Source organism: Nocardia sp. NPDC046763 (genome assembly GCF_040645495.1).
Taxonomy (GTDB): domain Bacteria; phylum Actinomycetota; class Actinomycetes; order Mycobacteriales; family Mycobacteriaceae; genus Nocardia.
In genome coordinates, this window is the sequence record NZ_JBEYYI010000011.1 from 85,953 (window position 1) to 104,364 (window position 18,412).

Sequence of the window (18,412 nt, forward strand, 5' to 3'; positions counted from 1 at the left end):
TCTCAGCCTCGATTCGCCTTCCCACACGAGCGAACTGAATACCGCGTTCCGAGTGGGTCGGCAACACGTAGGCGTGTCGGCAGGCCGAAATTCCGGTCGTGTCGTGGTCAGGCGGACAGCAGGCCGAGGTCTCGGCGACCGGAACCGACCACCGGGGCGGGGTCGGTGGCGAGGACCCGGTGCAGCAGTTCGTGATAGACGTCGCGGAAGTCGACGGTCACCTTCAGGTCGCCATTGTCGAGGTCGGTGAGGCTGGGCTCGTCGCCGTGGAAGCCGCCCGCCACGGACGCCCCGGCCAGGAAGACGGGTCCGGCGGTGCCGTGATCGGTGCCCTGCGAGGCATTGGCGGCCACCCTGCGGCCGAACTCGCTGTAGGCCATCAGCACCACATCACGGCCGCGCGGATGTGTCGAGAGGTCCTTCAGGAAGGCGGTGACCGCCTCGTCCAGGCGGCCCAGCAACTGTTCCTGGGTGTGCCGTTCGTCGGCGTGGGTGTCGAAGCCGCCCAGGCTGACCGAGTAGACGCGGGTGGGGACACCCGCCTTGACGCACTGGGAGACCAGGTCCAACTGGGCGGTCAGGGGGTTCGCGGCCGTCTTCCCGGGCGGCTTCAGCGACGAAAAGGTCTGTCGTACAGTCTGTTCGGCCTGATAGCCGGTGCAGACCCGGGCCCGCGCCGGGCTGTCGGCGGCGTCGGCGGCGGCCAGGCCGGACAGGGCCGCGGCCAAATCGGCGGACAGCGGCGCGGACGCTGGATCCAGCGCTGCCGCAGTGTGTTTCACGCCCATGGCGAGCTGGGGCAGGACGGGCCCGATATTGACCGCGCGGACCGGATCGTCACCGGTCGCGTCCAGCCAGCGGCCGATCCATCCGGTCTGCACCGGCTCGTCGGGTGAGGCCGTCTGCCAGATGTCCATGGAACGGAAGTGGCTGTGGTCGGGTTTGGGATACCCGACTCCGCGCACAATGGCGAGGGTGCGGTCGCTCCACAGGCCGGACAGGCCTTTCAGGGCCGGGTTGAGGCCCAGCTGGTCATCCAGACGCAGGACTTCCTCGGGGCGGTAGGACAGCTCGGGGCGGGCGTCGTGATAGGCGTTGTCCGCGTACGGAATCACGGTGCTGATGCCGTCATTGCCGCCGTAGAGGGTGAGCACCACCAGGACTCCGGAACCGGCGGCCAGCGGGGTGGTGACGGCGCGCTGCTGCAGTTCGTCCCAGGTGATCACGGAGCCGCCGGCCACTCCGAGCGCGCCCAGCACGCCGGTGCCGACCAGGAACTGTCTGCGACTGAATTGCGGCATGGTGGTGTGGCTTTCAGCTGGTGAGGTATTCGGGCGTATTGATGGCGAGCGCGGCCAGCCGGGGCGGCTGATCGACGGCGGTCGCGAGCACGGCGGCGCTGCGGTCGGACCAGGAGCCGACGCCGAGCAGGTAGGCGGTGGCGTCCAGGCGGTCGGCTCGGCCCGCCTGCGTGATCGGCGACAGGTCGGCCTGCTTCATCAGATCCATTGCCGCCGTGAGCCGTATCTGCGCGGCGGCACTCGACATCCAGCCCTGCCCGCGTGGCCAGCCGCCGACGGTGGGCGGGTAGAAGGGCAGCTGGCCGAGTTTGCGCAGCGTCCCGGCGAGGGCGCGGGCATCGGCGTCCGCGGTCAGCGGGATCCTGAAGGCCCGCACGGCGGCGATCAGCCATTCGACCGGTCCGTGGACGACGGTGTCGCGGGCGGTGGTGAATTCGGGATCGGTGCAGACGGCGGTCACCAGGGCGGACAGGTCCCGACCGGGGCCGTAGGCGGCGGTCAGGCGGTTCAGGGCGGCATCGGAGGGCGGATCGTCGGAGGCCAGCTGCTGCCACAGTCGCCCGGCGACGAACCGCGGGGACTCCGGGCGGGCGAGCACGGCATCGCAGAACGACCGGGCGTCCAGTGCACCCGTCGCGCCCAGCACGGTCTTCGCTCCGGTGTCGTGGCGCTCGACGTCGAAGGTGGCCGCACCGCCGGTGATGGTCCAGCCGGTCAGGGCCCGGGCGCCCTCGCGGACATCGGTCTCGGTGTAGCCATTGCCGTGGCCGAGCGCGAAGAGTTCCATGAACTCGCGGGACAGGTTCTCGTTGGGCGCCTTCGCGGTATTCGCGACGCCGTCGAGCCAGCGCAGCATGGCCGGATCGGTGAGCATGGCATAGGCGAGCGCGGAGAAGTCACCCGCGCCGCCGGCCCGCAGCGTCCGGTTCTGCGCGGCCATCTCGGCGGCATTGCGCACCTTGGTGGCCGAGGTGGCGAAGTGGTTGTGCCACAGCAGGGTCAGCTTCTCCCGCACCGGGACCCGGACGGCGGCCATGCGCCGCAGCCACCACCAGGTGAGCGTGTCCAGCTGACCGGTGATCTGCGCCTGGTACTGCTTGCGGGCCTCGGTCGTCGCGCCCTTGCCGAGCGGGGCGGGCGGGACCAGCTCCGGCACGGGGGTGGCACGAGCGCCCGGATCGGCCTCGGGGTCGGCGGTCAGCGCGGCGCGCAGGTAGCCCGCCACATCCGAGACCGCGTCGATCTCTGGCCCGGTCGCCCCGAACCCGGTCCGGCGCAGCACCCGCGCGGTACGCATCCACTCCGCAGACTTGCCCATGTCCCCGAGTATCGAGCGCCCGCGTGCCCGTTCAGCCGGTCGGGCGCGAAGTTTCAGGCAATCTTCAGTCTCCGACCGGCCCGCGGACCGCGTGCAGCAGCGGCGCGCGACCGTTGCCCGGCGGCAGATCGGCCAGCGGTTCGCCGAGGTACTCCTCGAACAATCCCGACAGCGACCGCAACTCGACCGTGTCGAAACCCACTGACCGCAGCAGGTTCTCGATCTCCTCCGGTTCGAAGAAACTCAGCCACGGCTCGTTCATCGCCGCGATCCGCTCGGCCCGCGCCCGCACCGCCGCACGCTCCTCGTCCGTGCTTCCCCCGCTCAGGTAGTCGAGCACGACATGCACCGGCTGCCCCTGCCCCGCGATGAACCGCAGGGTCCCCTCGATCGCTTCCTGGGTCAGATACATGACCACGCCGAGCCAGACGAACACCGCCGACCGCTCGCGATCGAACCCGGCGGCAGCCAATCCCGCTGCCAGCGTGCCGGTTTCGAAATTCACCGGAACGAACGTGAGCGACTCCGGAATCTCGATCCCGGCCTGCGCGAGCCTCTCACGCTTCCACTCCTGCGTGTCCGGATGGTCGACCTCGAACACCCGCAGACCGGGATACGGATTCCGATACCCGAACGTATCCAGACCCGCCCCCAGAATCACCACCTGCGTGGCCCCGTCGGCCACCGCCCCGGCCACCACCTCCTCGGCGAACCGAGCCCGCGCCCCCAGGAAGTACCGCCGCACCCGCTTCTGCGGATCGTTCCCGCCCGGCCGATCCAGCGTCGCGGTATCCAGATCCCCGACCCGATCCGCCGTCATCCCCAGGATCCGCGCCGCCAGCGGATCGGTGAACACCCGAGGCTCCCCCGAAAGCTGGTGATAGGCCCGCGCATACGCGGTAGCCAAGGCCGTCCAACTCGCCCTACCGGTTTCCATGGGCTCAGCCTAGAACCGTCCCTGGCCGTCGGAACTATGACAAACAACTCGCCTAGTCTTCGGCTGTGGATGTATTGAGCCCGAAGGCGCTGTTGTTCGATGTGCAGGGGACCGCTACCGATTTCCATTCGACCATCCGGCGGGCGGCCGAGGCCGCGCTCGGGGGTGACCGGCCGGGAGAGGACTGGGGCGCGTTCGTGAACGAGTGGCGGGCCGCGTATTTCACGGAGACGTCCCAGCGGCCGGAGCAGGGGCCCTGGGTGAGCGTGGCCTCGGTGTACCGGAAGACGCTGGACCCGCTGCTCGAGGCGAGGGGGATCTCGGTCGGGGTGGCGGAGCGGGACGAGCTGGCCCGGGCGTGGGCTCGGCTGGACCCGTGGCCGGATACGGTGGCGGGGCTGCGACGATTGCGGGAGCGGTTCACGCTGGCGACGCTGTCGAACGCGGATGTCAGTGCCGTGGTGGAGATTTCGCGGCACGGGGAGCTGCCGTGGCATGCCGTGTTCGCGGCGGAGATGGCCGGGGTGTTCAAGCCGGATCCGCGGACCTACCGGCTCGCGGCGCGGTATCTGGGGCTGGAACCGGCCGAGATCATGATGGTGGCCAGCCACAAGTACGACATCCGGGCGGCCGGCGAGCTCGGATTCCGGACGGCGTTCATCACGCGCCCCCTGGAGTACGGCGATCCCGAGCTCGGCGATGCGGAGTTCTCGGACGAATTCGATATCAATGCCGTGGATTTCCTCGACCTGGCCGACCAGCTCGGCTGCTGAGGGCACCGGGGTCTCCTACAGTGGCAAGTGGACGTCTCGATACGGGGAGGATCCGACTTGTCCACAACGCTTGTGAAGGGTCAGAACGGACCGCTCACCGCGCCGGAGGTGGTGGTTTCCGTCCGGGTCGCGGCGGCCGCCGCGCTGTCCGCGCTGCTGGTTACCGAGCACGGGAAGGTGCGCTCGGACGCCGATTTCGTGTTCTACAACCAGCCGGCCGGGCCAGGAGTGCGGCTGCGGAACGGGGTGGCGGGGCAGCCCGCCGAACTGTCGGTGGCGCTGACCCAGGTGCCCGCCGACATCACCCAGATCCGGGCTGTGATCACGCTCGACGAGGCGGGGTCCACCTTCGGCCGGATCGCGCCGCCGATCGCGCTGGTCTCCGATCGGCACGGGAACCCGCTGTACGAGTACAAGATCGAGGACCTGCACAGCGAATCGATCGTGATCGCGGTGGAGCTGTACCGGCGGTATGGCAACTGGAAGGTGCGCGCGGTCGGCCAGGGCTATGCGGGCGGCTTCGAGGCCCTGGTCACCGACCACGGGGTCACCGTCGAGGAAGCGCCGCCCGCCGAGACCCGCACCACTGTGCCGCCTCCGCCGCCGTACCCCACGGCCTACCCGCCGCCGGTCGAGCCGACCTATGTCACGCCGAACTCGCCGTATCCCATTCAACCGCCACCAACTTCGCCATATCCCACTCAGCCGCCGGGTTCGCCGTATCCCGCCCAGCCCCAGCAGTATTCGGCGTATCAGGTCCCGCCACCCCCGAACCCCGCGCCGCCGACCGGTGACGGCGGGCTCCCACGCGGGCGACCGGTGAATCTGTCCAAGGGCCAGCGCGTCACCCTCCGCAAGGACGGCGGTGTCGCGCTGACCCGGATTCGGATGGGGCTCGGATGGGACCCCGCCCGGCAGGGCGGACTGTTCGGGCGGCGACCGGTGAACATCGACCTGGATGCCTGGGTGGCCCTGTTCGCCGACCGGCACCTGGTGGACGTGGCCTACTACGGGCAGCTGACGTCCAAGGACGGCTCCATCCGGCATTCGGGCGACAACCTGACCGGCGAGGGCGCCGCCGGGGACGACGAGGTGATCCTGGTCGACCTGAGTCGTGTGCCACGCCAGGTGAATACGCTGCTGTTCATCGTCACCTCGTATCAGGGCCACACCTTCGAGCAGGTCAGCAATGCCTACTGCCGGCTGATCGACGACATCACGCAGGCCGAGCTGGCCCGGTACGCGCTGGCGGGTGGCATGCCGTTCACGGCCATCGCCATGGCCAAGGTGTTCCGCGCGAACGGCGAGTGGGCCCTGCAGGCCATCGGAGAGGGCTTCCAGGCCAAGCACCCGGGCGAGGCCGTGCCGCAGCTGGGCCGCTTCATCAGCGTCTCCTGACAACGCGACGCCCGACGAAAACGGGGCGCGTCCGGACCGGACGTGCCCCGCCGCCAACCGAACCGGGAATCAGGCGCCGTAACGCAGCACCACGAAGTTGTCGCCCTGCGCGGGATCCCTGGTGGTTCCTGCCACCACGATCTCGCCATTCGCCTGCAGCGCCAAGGCATTCCCGTGATCGGCCGCCGTCCCGAGGTCGGTGCTCACCTTGCCGTCCGCACCGAAGCCGCTGTCGGGCTTGCCGTCGGAGGTGTAGCGGGCCAGCGCGATATTGTCCCCGGTGGCGGTGCCGCTGCTGGTGCCGACGACGACGATCTTGCCGTCGTGAGCCAGCGCCACCGCCGCCGCGACATCGGCCTTGCCGCCGAAGTCCGTGACGGCCTTGCCATTCTCACCGAAACCGCTGTCCAGCTTGCCATCCTGCGTGTACCGCACCACCAGGAAGTTGTCACCCTGGACCGGGTCCTTGGTGCTGCCCACCACCACGATCTTGCCGTCGGACTGCACCGCCACCGCATTACCGTGATCCGCGGCGGTGCCCAGATCCGTGCTCACCTGACCACCCACGCCGAACCCTGGGTCCAGCTTGCCGTCGGAGGTGTAGCGGGCCACCGCGATATTGTCCCCGGTGGTGGTGCCGATGCTGGTGCCCGCGACCACGATCTTCCCATCCGATTCCACGACAACGGATTTCGCCGTGTCCGCCTTGCCGCCGAAGTCGGTGGACACCTTGCCACTGTCGCCGAAACCCCTGTCCAGCTTGCCATCCGGCGTGTACCGCACCACGACGAAGTTGTCGCCCTGCACCTGGTCCCGGGTGCTGCCCACCACTACGATCTTGCCGTCGGACTGCACCGCCACCGCATTACCGTGATCCGCGGCGGTGCCCAGATCGGTGCTCACCTGTCCGCCGGTGCCGAAGCCGCTGTCCAGCTTGCCATCCGAGGTGTAGCGCGCCAGCGCGATATTGTCGCCGGTGGTGGTGCCGTGGCTGGTGCCCACCGCGACGATCTTGCCGTCGGACTGGAGGGCGATCGCGCTCGCCACATCGGATTTTCCGCCGAAGTCGGTGGTCACCTTGCCGCCGGCGCCGAACCCGTTGTCCAGCTTGCCATTCGAGGAGTAGCGGACCACGGCGAAGTTGTCGCCCTGGGCCGGATCCAGGGTGCTGCCGGCGACGACGATCTTGCCATCGGGCTGCACCACAACGGCATTCGCGTGATCTGCCTGCGACCCTAGATCGGTGGTGACCTTGCCGCCGTCACCGAACCCCGTGTCCAGCGTGCCCGCGGACACCGAACTGCCCTGCGCGCCCGAGCAAGCGCTGATGGCGAGCCCGACGATGGCCAGGAAGACCAGTAACAGCAGGGATTTCGGTGTGACGCCGAACCGTCGTGACGTAAGCAACATGTGAGCTACCTCGTTTCAGCAATGGAAGGGGGTAGAGCAGCACAGCTTGGAACCACGAAAACTACGACAGTATGGCCGCAATCAGCATCCGGCCGGACCCGGATGAACCTGTTCACTGCGGCACACCGGCGACTCGCCGGAAAACCCGGCCGGACGAACCGGCCGGGTCCAGAACTCAGAGGAACTTGCCGACCTGCGCGGCCGCCTCGACGGGATGCCCGGCCTGGATCGGGTGACCGAGCGCCTGCACCTTCCAGATGCCGTCCTCGCGGTGCACTTTCGCCACCACCATGCCGGTGTGCGGGCCGCCCGAGCTGAGGTTGGACCGGGTGAGTTCGGCGCTGTTCGTGCCGTCGATCAAGCGCCAGAAGGCATTGCGCACCCGCTCGAAGGTGTGCCCCGCGTAGGAGGTGATGACGAAGACGATGGCGGTGACATGCGAGCCGACCCTGGTCAGGTCGACGGTGATGACCTCGTCGTCGCCCTTGCCCTCACCGGTGAGGTTGTCGCCGGAGTGCCGGATGGCGCCGTCCTTGGTCACCAGCTGGCCGTAGTACGCGGCGTCCACCAGATCCTGCCCGGCGTACACCAGGGCCGAGGCGTCCAGATCGATCTCGGCCGGGCGCGAACCCCATTTGTGCTGCACCTGGACAGGATCCCAGCCCAGCCCCATCTTGACGAAGCTCAGGTCGGCGCCCTGCCGCCGCAGCGCGACGGTGTCGCCGACCCGCAGCACCGGCGCGATGACCGGCGCGGCCGAGCGCGCCGGCCGCGGCGAGGTGCTGATCGACACGCCGTGATCGGCGAGCAGTGCCGCGAAGCCGCCGGGATGGCCGAAGCCGACCGCCCGGGCGTACCAGCCGTGGTCGCCGCGGTCCAGATCCACGGCCGCCACCGTCGATTCGTTGCCGAGGCCGTCGATCACGTACTCGTACAGCGGGATTCCGCGCTCGTCCGCGATGCCGATGTGCGGGGCGGGATAGTCGCCGAGGCGGCCGTCGCGGTCGTCCAGAGTGACCACGATGCGGATGTGCGCCACCCCCTGCGGGATCGACGCCAGGCTGACGGCGAAGGCGTTCTGCCCGGGCACCAGCTGGATGCCGGGGCCCGCGGGATGGTTGTAGAAGATCAGGTCATTGTCGTCGCGGACGGCGCCACGATCGGTGAGGAGCAGCGCGGCCAGATCGATACCCGCGCTGAAATGCACCGTCACGGTGATATCCGCGACGCCCAGTTCACCGGTCTGCCCTTGGGTTAGAAGTGCGGCCACGCTCCCACTCTATGGGAACCCGGGGTCACCCGGACGAAACGAAGCGATATCGCTTTACGCGCGCGAACTTTAGGGCATGTCACACCGTCAGGCCATCCCCCGGTGAATCGTTTTATGCCACAACACGAATCGGTCGCATGATCAGTAACTTACGAGTACCCTACTCCGCAGTAGCCTGCGGGGCTACCGTCCAGTGGGGGACAAGCAGGCACCACTGGACACCAGCAGACTGTTCGTCATCGGGGTCGGGCGCCGACGGGCATGAAAATGTAAGGGACTGTTTTGGTTCAGTCGGATGCACCGGTCGTTCGCCGCGCCACCGAAGCCGACATCGAGGACATGGTCCGGGTACTCGCCCTGGCCTTCGAGTCCGACGATCCGATCGAGGACTATGTCTTCCCCGATCCCGTGGTCCGCCGCCGGCGCGCGCCCGGCATGCTTCGCGTTCTGATCAAACACCGCTACCTGCCCGCCGACGCCGCGCTGGTGGCAGAGGTGGAAGGCCGGATCGTCGGCGTGTCGCTGTGGATCCCGGACGGCTACCGCAATCCGGCATGGCGGGAAGCCATTTCGGGCCCGCAGCTGCTGTGGGCCATGGGTGTCGGTGCGACCAAGCGCGGCATCGAGGTGGATGCCGCCATCGCCCGCACCGCGCCCGCCGAACCGCACAACTATCTGGTCTATATGGGCGCGGAACCCCAGGCGCAGCGGGCGGGTGTGGGCCGCGCGCTACTGGCCCGGCTCACCGCCGAATCCGACGCGCACGGCCGCGCGCTGTGCGGAATCTGCAAGGACGAGAACGTCGCCTACTACGAGACGGTCAATTTCGAGCAGGTCAGCCGGACCCGAATCGGGAGTAGCGGTCCGGACATGAACTTCGTGCTGCGTCCGCCGACGCGCGTCAGCGCCGGCTGACGTCGGCAGCGGGCGCCCGGATCGTGGATCACGACCCGGGCGGCTCCGCAGTGCCTCGGGGGGATCGCCAGGTTCGTTTCTGTTTTGCCGAGGAGACGTAGTGTCTGACATTGCCATTGTCGGAATCGGATGCCGCTATGCCGGTGGTATCGATTCACCGGAATCGTTCTGGGACTTCATCATCAACAAGGGCGACGGGGTCGTGGAGATCCCGTCAGGTCGGTGGGACTACCGCCGCTTCTACGACCCGGACAAGCGCACGCCGGGGCGCATGTACACCAAGCGCGCCGCGTTCATGACCGGCGATCCGTGGGCCTTCGACCCCGAATTCTTCGGCATCTCACCGCGCGAGGCCGCCGCCATGGACCCCCAGCAGCGGCTGGTGCTCGAGGTCGCCTGGGAGGCACTGGACGACGCGGGCATCGCCGGTCGCGTCTCGGGTGCGCCGATCGGCGTCTACGTCGGGGCCTTCACCCTCGACCAGATGGGCACGTCCCTGACCAATGCGACGCTGCCCTGGGTGGACATGCATACCCCGGCAGGCGCGTCGTACACGATGATCTCCAACCGGATCGCGTACGCGCTCAACATGATCGGCCCCGCCCTGACGGTGGACACGGCGTGCTCGTCGTCGCTGGTGGCCTTCCACCTGGCCTGCCAGGGGCTCGAGAACGGCGACTGCACCGTGGCGCTGGCCGGCGGCGTCACCCTGATGTTGTTGCCCGAGACGTTCGTGTCCATGTGCAAGGGCGGCTTCCTGGCCGCCGACGGCCGCAGCAAGCCCTTCGACGCAAGCGCGGACGGCTACGGGCGTGGCGAGGGCTCGGGCATGGTGGTCCTGAAGCGGCTCGAAGACGCCGAACGCGACGGGGACCGGATCTACGCGGTGGTCAAGGCGACCGGGTCCAACCAGGACGGGCGCACCACCGCCATCACCGTGCCCAATGCCGACCTTCAGGAGGCCCTGGCGAAGTCGGTGACCGAACGGGCGGGCATCGCGCCGCACGAGGTCACCTACGTGGAGGCGCACGGGACCGGCACGCCGGTCGGCGATCCGCTCGAGCTGCGGGCCATCGGCCGCGCCTACGGACGGGTCGGGGACCGTACCGGACCGCTGGGCGTGGGCTCGGTGAAGGCGCAGCTCGGGCACACCGAGGCGGCCTCGGGCATCGCAAGCGTCATCAAGTCGGCGCTGGCCATCACCCATCGCACGATCGCCCCGCAGGGCTGGCTCGACGAGCCCAATCCCGACATCCCCTTCGAGGAGCTCGGCCTGGCGCTGCAGCTGGAGGCCCAGCCGGTCGCGGCGGGTACGCGAATGACCATCGCGGTCAACGGCTTCGGATACGGCGGCACCAACGCGCACGCCATCCTCCAGGAGTACATCCCGGCGGAGGCTCCCGCCCGTGAGCCCGGACACCATGGCGTGCTGCCGATCTCGGCCCGCAACGACATCGCCGCTCGCGCACTGGCCCGCGGCTTCGCCGAGCTCATCGCGGCGGGCGCCGACCCCGCCCGACTGGCCGAGGCGGCGTGGACGCGCCGCCACCACCACCCTGTGCGCGCGGGCCTGACCTTCGGTGACGACGCCGAGCTGGTGCGGACCCTGGTGGACTTCGCCAATGGCGAGGGCCGAACCGCCAAGGTGATCGCGCGCAAGGTGCCCGAACCGGTCTTCGTCTTCACCGGCATGGGACCGCAGTGGTGGGCCATGGGCCGCCAACTGCTCACCGCCGGTGGCACTTTCGCCGCCGAGGCCGAGCGGATCGACGCCGTGTTCCGGGAGATCTCGGGCTGGTCCATCGTCGAGGAGCTGCTGCGGCCCGAGGAGGAGTCGCGGGTCACCTCGACCGCGGTCGCCCAGCCTGCCAACTTCCTCATCCAGGTGGCGTTGGTCGCGCTGCTCGACGAGCTCGGCATCCGGCCCGCCGCCGTGGTCGGCCACAGTGTCGGCGAGGTGTCGGCCGCCTATGTCACCGGGATGCTCTCACTGCGGGACGCGCTGCTCGTCAGCTATCACCGGGCGCGGTTGCAGGCCACCACGGCCGGTTCGGGCGGCATGCTCGCCATCGGCCTGCCACAGGCCGCGGCCCTGGAGCTGATCGACGGCGATGAGCTGGTCAGCATCGCGGCGATCAACAGCCCGAGCGCGGTCACCCTGGCCGGCCATGAGCAGCGGCTCGACGAGATCGCCGAATCCCTCACCGAGCAGGGTGTTTTCGCGCGCCGACTACAGGTCGAGGTGCCCTACCACAGCTACCTGATGGACCCCATCCTCGACGAGCTGCGCACGGCGCTGGCCGATCTGACGCTCGCCGATCCGCGAATTCCGCTGTGGTCCACCGTGACCGGGACCCGGGTCACGGCGGGCGATTGGGACGCCGAATACTGGTGCGCCAATGTGCGACAGCCGGTGCGCTTCGCCGACGCCGTCACCGAGCTGGTGAGCGCGGGCAGCCGGGTGTTCCTCGAGGTCGGCCCGCATCCGGTGCTGGGCGCCAACATTCGCGAAATCCTCATCGGCGCGGGTGAGACCGGCACCACCGTCGCCACCTTGAATCGCAAGCAGGCCGACGACGAGAGCGTCCGGCAGACCGTCGCGGGCCTCTACACCGCGGGCGTGCTCGATATCGACGCTCTCTTCGGCGCGGTCGTCACCCCGCACGTGGACCTGCCGCGCTATCCGTGGCAGCGCACCCGGCTGCGCGTCGAACTGCCGGGCCTGCAACAGCTCAAGTACGGCACCCCCGGCGGCTACCGCATGCTCGGCGATCCGATGCTCGAGGACCCGACCACGGCCTGGCGCATCCAGCTCAGCGTGGGCGATCTGCCGTGGCTGGCCGACCATGTGGTGGGCGGCTCCCGGATTCTGCCCGGCGCGGCCTATCTGGACGCGGCGCTGAGCGCGGCGGCGCTGCGCACCGAGTCCACCCGGGTGGCCGTCGAGGATGTCCGCTTCCTCGCGCCACTGGTGGTGGACGAGGGCATGGCCCCGGTGGTGGAACTGCACGTGGAGGAATCCACGCGGCGGTTCACGATTCGCTCCCGCGAGCCCGCGGGCATCAACTGGACCATCAATGCCACCGGCCGGCTGGTCGAGGGCGTGTACGAGCCGACCAAGGCCGACCTGCCGGCGCTCGAGGAGATGCTGGCCATCGACCCGGACGCCTACTACACCGCCTTCGCCGCACGCGGCCTGGACTACGGCCCGGCCTTCCGCCGCGCCACCGAGCTGCGGGTGTCCGGCAATACCGTGGTCGCCACCCTGGACGCCGCCATCGCCCGTGACAGCGGCCACCTCGCCCACCCGGCCGTGGTCGACGCGGCCGTGCAGTGCTTCGGCGCGGTCCTCGCCGCCGCGCCGAATGCCGAACGGGGCGCGCTGGTTCCGGTCGCGGTGGAAGGGGTGCGGGTGTTCGCACCCATCCCCGACCAGGTGACCGTGGTCGCGCGGCTGCACAGCGGCGACGATCTGACCTGCGACTACGACCTGCTCGACGCCGAGCGGAACGTGATCATGCGGATCATCGGGCTGCGGCTGGGTGCCATCAACCCGGATCGCGGTGCGCTGCAGCGGCTCACAGACTACTTCTACGAAGACCGCTGGGACATGCGGGAACCCGTGGACACCAGCGCGCTGCCGTCCCCCGACACGGCGTACACCCTCGCCATCGACCTCGCCACCAGGGCCGGTTCCCGTGCCGGTTTCATCGCGGGCACGACGGCCCACGGTGAGGTGCTCCCGGTCGGCGATCCGACCCGCGAGGACCTGGAAGCCGTGGTGCGTGAACGACTTCAGCAGATCGTGGCACTGAGCGGCGTCGAGCGCACGCACGTCGTCCTGGTGGCGGGTTCGGAATACACCGACCTGGACGCGCTCTGGACGTTGCGCCGGATCGCGGTGACGATCGAGGGCTTCCTCGAGGACTGGCTGCAGCAGCGGGGCGCCGAGATCCCCATGACCGGTGACGGCTCCCTGCACGTCTCCCTGGTCACCGAGCGCGCCTTCGCGCACCCGGACGAGGATGCCGCGCCCGACCCGGCCCACGCCGCCCTCGCCGGCGCCCGCCGGGTGCTGCTCAATGAGCAGTCGCGGCTGCGCTGGCGACTGATCGATGTGGATCCCGAGGTGGCCGAGGCGGATCTGGCCGCCGAGCTCGCCATCGCGGGCGCGTTCACCTACGACCACTCCGACGAGGTGGTGCTGCGCAACGGCCTGCGCTGGGTGACGGTGGTCGCGGCCACCCTGCCCGAGCGGCTGGAGGCCCTGGACCGGGCCGAACCGCTCACCGATCCGGAGGCGAATTTCCGTCTGGAGCTGCCGAAGTCGCGGGTGCTGTCCCGGATGGCGTGGCGGCGCTGCGACCGGCGCGCCCCGGGCGCGACCGAGGTCGAGGTGCGGATCCTGGCCATCGGACTGGGCTACAAGGACCCGCTGAAGGTCATCGGCGTGCTCGGCGAGCGTGAAATGGCGGGCACCTTCTACGGCACCGAACCCGGTATGGAGGCCGACGCCGTCGTCGTCCGCATCGGTGCGGACGTCGACAATGTGGCCGTCGGCGATCGGGTGTTCCTGACTTCCAAGGCCATGTTCTCCCGCTTCCACACCACCGACGCGGACCTGATCACCCGGGTCGCCGACAGCACCGAGGTCGGCCAGTGCACGAGCACCGTGGCCTTCGCCACCGCCGAGCACTCGCTGCTGGAGCTGGCGCGGGTGCAGGCGGGTGATGTGGTGCTGGTGCACGGCGCGGCGGGCGGCGTCGGCTCGGCGGCGGTGCAGATCGCGAAACTGCACGGGGCCACCGTGATCGGCACCGCGAGCAGTGACGAGCGCCGGGCCTACGTCCTGTCGCAGGGCGCGGACCACGCGCTGGACTCCCGTTCGCTGAACTTCGCCGACGACGTCCTCGGCCTCACCGACGGCCGGGGCGTGGACGTGGTGATCAGCACCGCGCCCGGGGAGATCCTGCGCCGGAACTTCAAGGCGGTGGCCGAGTTCGGGCGCATCGTGGAGATCGGCAAGGCCGACATCTACACCGGCGGCGTGCTCGACCTGGGGTACTTCGACAAGAACCTCTCCTACCATTCCTTCGACCTGGACCGCATGCTCGCGCTCAAGCGCAAGCCCACCGGAAAACTCGTGCGGGGCGTGCACGAGAAGCTCGCCGCCGGGATCTACCGGTACCTGCCCTACGAGCTGTACGACGCCGCCGACGTGGCCAGGGCCTTCGAGGACGTGGCCCGGTCGGCGCACTTCGGCCGCATCGCGGTGAGCCTGGAATCCGAAGCGCCGCAGGTGCGCCCGATGATTCCGGCGGTCACCGTGGATCCGGCGGCGCAGTACCTGATCACCGGTGGCTTCGGCGCCTTCGGCCTGGCCATGGGCCGCTGGCTGGTCGGGCTGGGCGCCCGGCGGCTCACCCTGCTCGGGCGCGGCGGCCCGCGCACCGAGGCCGCCCGGACCCAGCTCGCCCTCTGGCAGGAGCAGGGCGTCGAGGTGGTCGAGGAGCGGGTGGACGTCACCGACGGCTACGCCATGACCGCGGTGATCGCGCGGGCGCACACTGCCGAGCACCCGCTGCGCGGTGTCTTCCACACCGCGGGCAGCCTCGACGACAAGCGCGTACCCGATATGAGCCGGGACAGCCTCGCCACCGTGTACCGGCCCAAGGCCGAGGGCGTGATCGCGCTGCGGCGCGGCATCGAGGCCGCCGGGGCCGAGCTCGACATGTTCGTACTGTTCTCCTCCGGCAGCAGCATTTTCGGCAGCATCGGCCAATACGCCTACACCGCGGCCAATCTCGCGCTCGATGCCACCGCGGACGTGGTGGTGCGGCAGGGCGGCACCGCGCTGGCGGTCGGCTGGGGCCACATGTCCGGCGGCGGGATGGCCGAGGACGAGTACGTGTCCCGCTACCTGCGCACCGCCGGATTCGATCCGATCAGCATGGAGGAGGGCGCCGAATACCTGGAGAAGGCACTGGAACTCGGCATCCACCACCAGGCGTCCATCATTCCCATCGACTGGTCCCGGGTGGCCGCCACGGTGTCCTGGTACGCCATGACCGGGCGCACCGCCGAGCGCGTCGCCGGCGCCGCCGAGGACAATTCGGCCGCGTCGCATCTGGTGGCGGCACTGCGAGCGCTCGACGAGCAGAAGCGCGCCGACGTGGTGGCGCACATGCTGGCCGAACAGCTGGCGGTGGTCATGGGCGTCGACGCCGACTCCATCGATCTGACCGTGCCGGTGCCGGAACTGGGCCTGGACTCGCTGATGGCGGTGGAATTCGGTGCGCTGGTGAGCAAGACGCTCGGCGTGGACTTGATGTCGATGAAGGTCGGCCGGTCCTTCACCCTCCAGCAGGCCGGCGCCCGCGCGGCCGAACTCCTGGTCGGCGGCACTGCGGCGGCGACCGGCGAGGCGGTGCCGGCATGAGCGAGTCGGCACGCGATCTGGCCCGGAAACTCCTGGCGGGCAACGGGATCAAAGAGACGACAGCCACGGGCAACGCGGTGCCGCACCCGGTGTCCACCGGGATCGCACCGGTGGGCCGCACCGCTGCCACGCGCACCCCGCGCGGTCCCGGCCGCCAGTTCGCCGATCACCCCGACGTCGCCGCAGCCGTGGTGAAGCGGGCCGCCATCGCCGCCCTCTACGGGCAGTCGGGGATGCCGAACCCGGTGTTCCTGCCACGAACCGGCCCGAACGACACCGTGATCCGGGCCCTGGACACCGACCTGGTGAACTTCAGCGCCTACAACTACCTGGGATTGTCCAGCCACCCCCGGGTGGTGCGGGCCGCCAAGGACGCGCTCGACCAGTACGGCGCGTCCGCGTCGGCCAGCCGGATCGTCTCCGGTGAGATCCCGCTCTACGGCGAACTCGAACAGCGGCTGGCCGGGATCTACGACGTGGGCGACGCCATGGTGACCACCAGCGGCTATCTCACCAATGCCGGGGTCATCGGCTTCCTGCTGCGCGAGGGCGATGTGGCGTTCTGCGACAGCCTGATTCACGGCAGCGTGGTGTCGGGCACGCAGTGGGCGGGTTGCCGCCGGATCAACTTCCGGCACAATGACCCGGACTCGCTGCGGTCGGTGCTGAAGATGTCGCGCTCCGGGTTCGACCGGGCAATGGTGGTGATCGAGGGCCACTACTCCATGGACGGCACCGTCGGCCGCGTCGCCGAACTCGCCGCCGTCGCACGGGAATTCGACTGCGCTGTCATGGTGGACGAGGCCCATTCGCTCGGCGTCTTCGGACCCACCGGGCACGGCATTCGCGAGCACTACGGCATGGCCGGGGCGGATGTGGACATCTGGATGGGCACGCTGTCCAAGGCGCTGGGCAGCGTCGGCGGGTTCATCGCCGCCGACGCCGATCTCATCGGAGCGATGAAGTCGAGCGCGCCCGGCGTGGCCATGCTGACCGGGGGGCCCGTGCCCTCGGGCATCGCCGCGGCCCTGGCCGGGCTGGAGGTGCTGGAGGCCGAGCCGGAGCGGGTCACCCGGCTGTGGGAGAACACGCGCCTGTTCGATGCCGCGTTACGGGAGCGAGAGCTGAATCTCGGTGACTCCCAGGGCACCCCGATCCTGCCGGTGATCGTGCCGGGCGAGATCCGGGCCGGATTCGTCTCGGCCCACCTGCTCCAGCACGGCGTGTACGCCGGGGCCATTTCGGCCCCGGCGGTCCCGGTGAGCAAGGAGCGGCTGCGCTTCTTCATCACCTCCGAACACACACGGCAGCAACTGCTCTCGACGGCCGACCTGCTCGCCGAGGCGATTGCCATATCCGGTCAGCTGCCCGCCGACATGGCGGGCTGACGCACGCTCGCGCGCTGTGGGCGGAGCGCGAACACCGCCCACAGCAGCAGGCCCAGCATGGTTGCGACGACGCCGATCTCGCACACCAGCGCCCAGCCGCCCGCCTCGTAGGCCACGCCGGCGGTCACCGAACCGGCGACACCGCCCAGGAAGTAGGTGACCATGTACGCGGTCGTCAGGCGGCTGCGGGCGGCCGGATCGAGGGCGTAGATGGCGCTCTGATTGGTCAGATGCGCGCCCTGGATGCCGAAGTCGAAGATCACCAGCGCGGCGATCAACGCGACCACGCCGTGCGCGCCCAAGGCCATCAGCGCCCAGCTCGCCAGCAGCACCAGCCAGGTCAGCGTGGTGACGCGGCGCAGGTGCCCGCGATCGGCCATCCGCCCGACCACCGGCGCGCCCAGCGCCCCGACCACGCCTGCCAGACCGAACAGGCCGATGGTGAATTCACCGTAGTGGTAATCGCTTCCGTGCGAGCCGGACAGCAGGAAGGCGATGGCCGTCCACACCGCGGAGAAGCAGGCCATGAGGATGAAGCCCAGCATCATGCGCTGCCGCAGCACCGCGTGCCGGCGGATCAGACCCAGGATCGAGGCCAGCACCTGCCGGTAGCTCTCGCCCGTGGCCGCCCGCGGCGTGGCGGGCGCGAGCAGGTACACGCTCACCGCCATCACCACCTGCAGTCCGGCCGCCACCAGCAGCACCGCCCGCCAGCCGCCCAGCTGCGCCACCGCCCCGGACAGCACCCGCGACAACAGGATTCCCAGCAGCAGTCCGCTCATGACCGTGCCGACCACCTGCCCGCGCCGGGCCGGATCGGCCAGCGCCGAGGCCCACGGCACCACCACCTGCGCGGCCGATGCCGCGACACCGGTGGCCACCACTCCCGCGAACAGCACCGCGAAATTGGGCGCGAAGGCCGAAACCAGCAGGGCCGCAACCGAGGCCAGCAGCAGCACCGGGACCATGCGGTGGCGGCGGAGGAAGTCACCCAGCGGCACCAGCAGGGCCAGACCGCACAGATAGCCGATCTGCGCGGCGCTGACCAGCAGGGCCGCGGTCGCGGTGGAGATGCTCAGATCCCCGGCGACCTGATGCAGCAGGGGTTGCAGGTAGTAGTTGCCGGCCGCGGAGGAGCCCGCGGTCACCGCGAACACCAGCACCGTCGTCCGGGTCAGCGCCGGGCCGGGCGCGGTCTCGGGCGCGGGCCGGGCAGGGGCCACGGTCATCGAATCAGTCACCAGTCCATGGTGGGTGCGCCGA

11 protein-coding genes are annotated in these 18,412 nt (G+C 69.7%); 5 read left to right on the top strand and 6 right to left on the bottom strand.

The annotated features are described in order from the left end of the window. Positions 1 to 107: 107 nt before the first annotated feature. From ABZ909_RS19615 to ABZ909_RS19625, 3 genes are all read right to left on the bottom strand, one after another. The gene (locus ABZ909_RS19615) at positions 108 to 1,301 is read right to left on the bottom strand and encodes a DUF1501 domain-containing protein (protein WP_357001408.1); all 1,194 of its coding nucleotides are present in this window, start codon (positions 1,299 to 1,301) and stop codon (positions 108 to 110) included. 13 nt (positions 1,302 to 1,314) lie between these two features. Then, entirely contained in the window at positions 1,315 to 2,619 is a 1,305-nt protein-coding gene (locus tag ABZ909_RS19620; protein ID WP_357001411.1) for a DUF1800 domain-containing protein, read from the bottom strand. A gap of 64 nt (positions 2,620 to 2,683) precedes the next feature. Next, positions 2,684 to 3,556 carry a class I SAM-dependent methyltransferase gene (locus ABZ909_RS19625; RefSeq protein ID WP_357001413.1) on the bottom strand — a complete coding sequence of 291 codons (873 nt, stop codon included), beginning with the start codon at positions 3,554 to 3,556 and terminating at the stop codon, positions 2,684 to 2,686. Between the two features lie 65 nt (positions 3,557 to 3,621). On the opposite strand from ABZ909_RS19625, the gene ABZ909_RS19630 reads away from it, so the two are divergent. Together ABZ909_RS19630 and ABZ909_RS19635 are read left to right on the top strand one after the other, a co-directional pair. Next, the gene (locus tag ABZ909_RS19630; RefSeq protein WP_357001415.1) at positions 3,622 to 4,329 is read left to right on the top strand and encodes a haloacid dehalogenase type II; all 708 of its coding nucleotides are present in this window, start codon (positions 3,622 to 3,624) and stop codon (positions 4,327 to 4,329) included. A gap of 57 nt (positions 4,330 to 4,386) precedes the next feature. After that, on the top strand, positions 4,387 to 5,727 hold the full coding sequence (locus tag ABZ909_RS19635; protein WP_357001418.1) for a TerD family protein: 1,341 nt from the start codon (positions 4,387 to 4,389) through the stop codon (positions 5,725 to 5,727). A 69-nt stretch (positions 5,728 to 5,796) separates the two neighbouring features. On the opposite strand, the gene ABZ909_RS19640 is transcribed toward ABZ909_RS19635, so the two are convergent. Together ABZ909_RS19640 and ABZ909_RS19645 are read right to left on the bottom strand one after the other, a co-directional pair. Next, entirely contained in the window at positions 5,797 to 7,137 is a 1,341-nt protein-coding gene (locus ABZ909_RS19640; protein ID WP_357001421.1) for a hypothetical protein, read from the bottom strand. Between the two features lie 175 nt (positions 7,138 to 7,312). Next, positions 7,313 to 8,407 carry a TerD family protein gene (locus ABZ909_RS19645; RefSeq protein ID WP_357001424.1) on the bottom strand — a complete coding sequence of 365 codons (1,095 nt, stop codon included), beginning with the start codon at positions 8,405 to 8,407 and terminating at the stop codon, positions 7,313 to 7,315. Positions 8,408 to 8,689: 282 nt separating this feature from the next. Between ABZ909_RS19645 and ABZ909_RS19650 the strand changes: the two genes are divergently transcribed. The 3 genes from ABZ909_RS19650 to ABZ909_RS19660 all read left to right on the top strand — a co-directional run bounded on the left by ABZ909_RS19650 (position 8,690) and on the right by ABZ909_RS19660 (position 17,149). Further along, the gene (locus tag ABZ909_RS19650; protein WP_357001427.1) at positions 8,690 to 9,322 is read left to right on the top strand and encodes a GNAT family N-acetyltransferase; all 633 of its coding nucleotides are present in this window, start codon (positions 8,690 to 8,692) and stop codon (positions 9,320 to 9,322) included. 100 nt (positions 9,323 to 9,422) lie between these two features. Then, entirely contained in the window at positions 9,423 to 15,761 is a 6,339-nt protein-coding gene (locus ABZ909_RS19655) for a beta-ketoacyl synthase N-terminal-like domain-containing protein (RefSeq protein WP_357001430.1), read from the top strand. Beyond that, positions 15,758 to 17,149 carry an aminotransferase class I/II-fold pyridoxal phosphate-dependent enzyme gene (locus ABZ909_RS19660; RefSeq protein ID WP_357001432.1) on the top strand — a complete coding sequence of 464 codons (1,392 nt, stop codon included), beginning with the start codon at positions 15,758 to 15,760 and terminating at the stop codon, positions 17,147 to 17,149. The genes ABZ909_RS19655 and ABZ909_RS19660 overlap by 4 nt, the downstream gene beginning before the upstream one ends. Here ABZ909_RS19660 and ABZ909_RS19665 read toward each other — a convergent pair. Continuing rightward, positions 17,122 to 18,390 (bottom strand): MFS transporter, encoded by a 1,269-nt coding sequence (locus tag ABZ909_RS19665; RefSeq protein WP_357001434.1) that lies wholly within the window; start codon positions 18,388 to 18,390, stop codon positions 17,122 to 17,124. The genes ABZ909_RS19660 and ABZ909_RS19665 overlap by 28 nt on opposite strands. Between the last annotated feature and the right edge of the window lie 22 nt (positions 18,391 to 18,412).

Bases quoted from the DNA above. Each gene is read 5' to 3' on its own strand.
- ABZ909_RS19640 (WP_357001421.1), bottom strand. From the start codon at position 7,137: ATGTTGCTTACGTCACGACGGTTCGGCGTCACACCGAAATCCCTGCTG.
- ABZ909_RS19620 (WP_357001411.1), bottom strand. From the start codon at position 2,619: ATGGGCAAGTCTGCGGAGTGGATGCGTACCGCGCGGGTGCTGCGCCGG.
- ABZ909_RS19615 (WP_357001408.1), bottom strand. From the start codon at position 1,301: ATGCCGCAATTCAGTCGCAGACAGTTCCTGGTCGGCACCGGCGTGCTG.
- ABZ909_RS19625 (WP_357001413.1), bottom strand. From the start codon at position 3,556: ATGGAAACCGGTAGGGCGAGTTGGACGGCCTTGGCTACCGCGTATGCG.
- ABZ909_RS19660 (WP_357001432.1), top strand. From the start codon at position 15,758: ATGAGCGAGTCGGCACGCGATCTGGCCCGGAAACTCCTGGCGGGCAAC.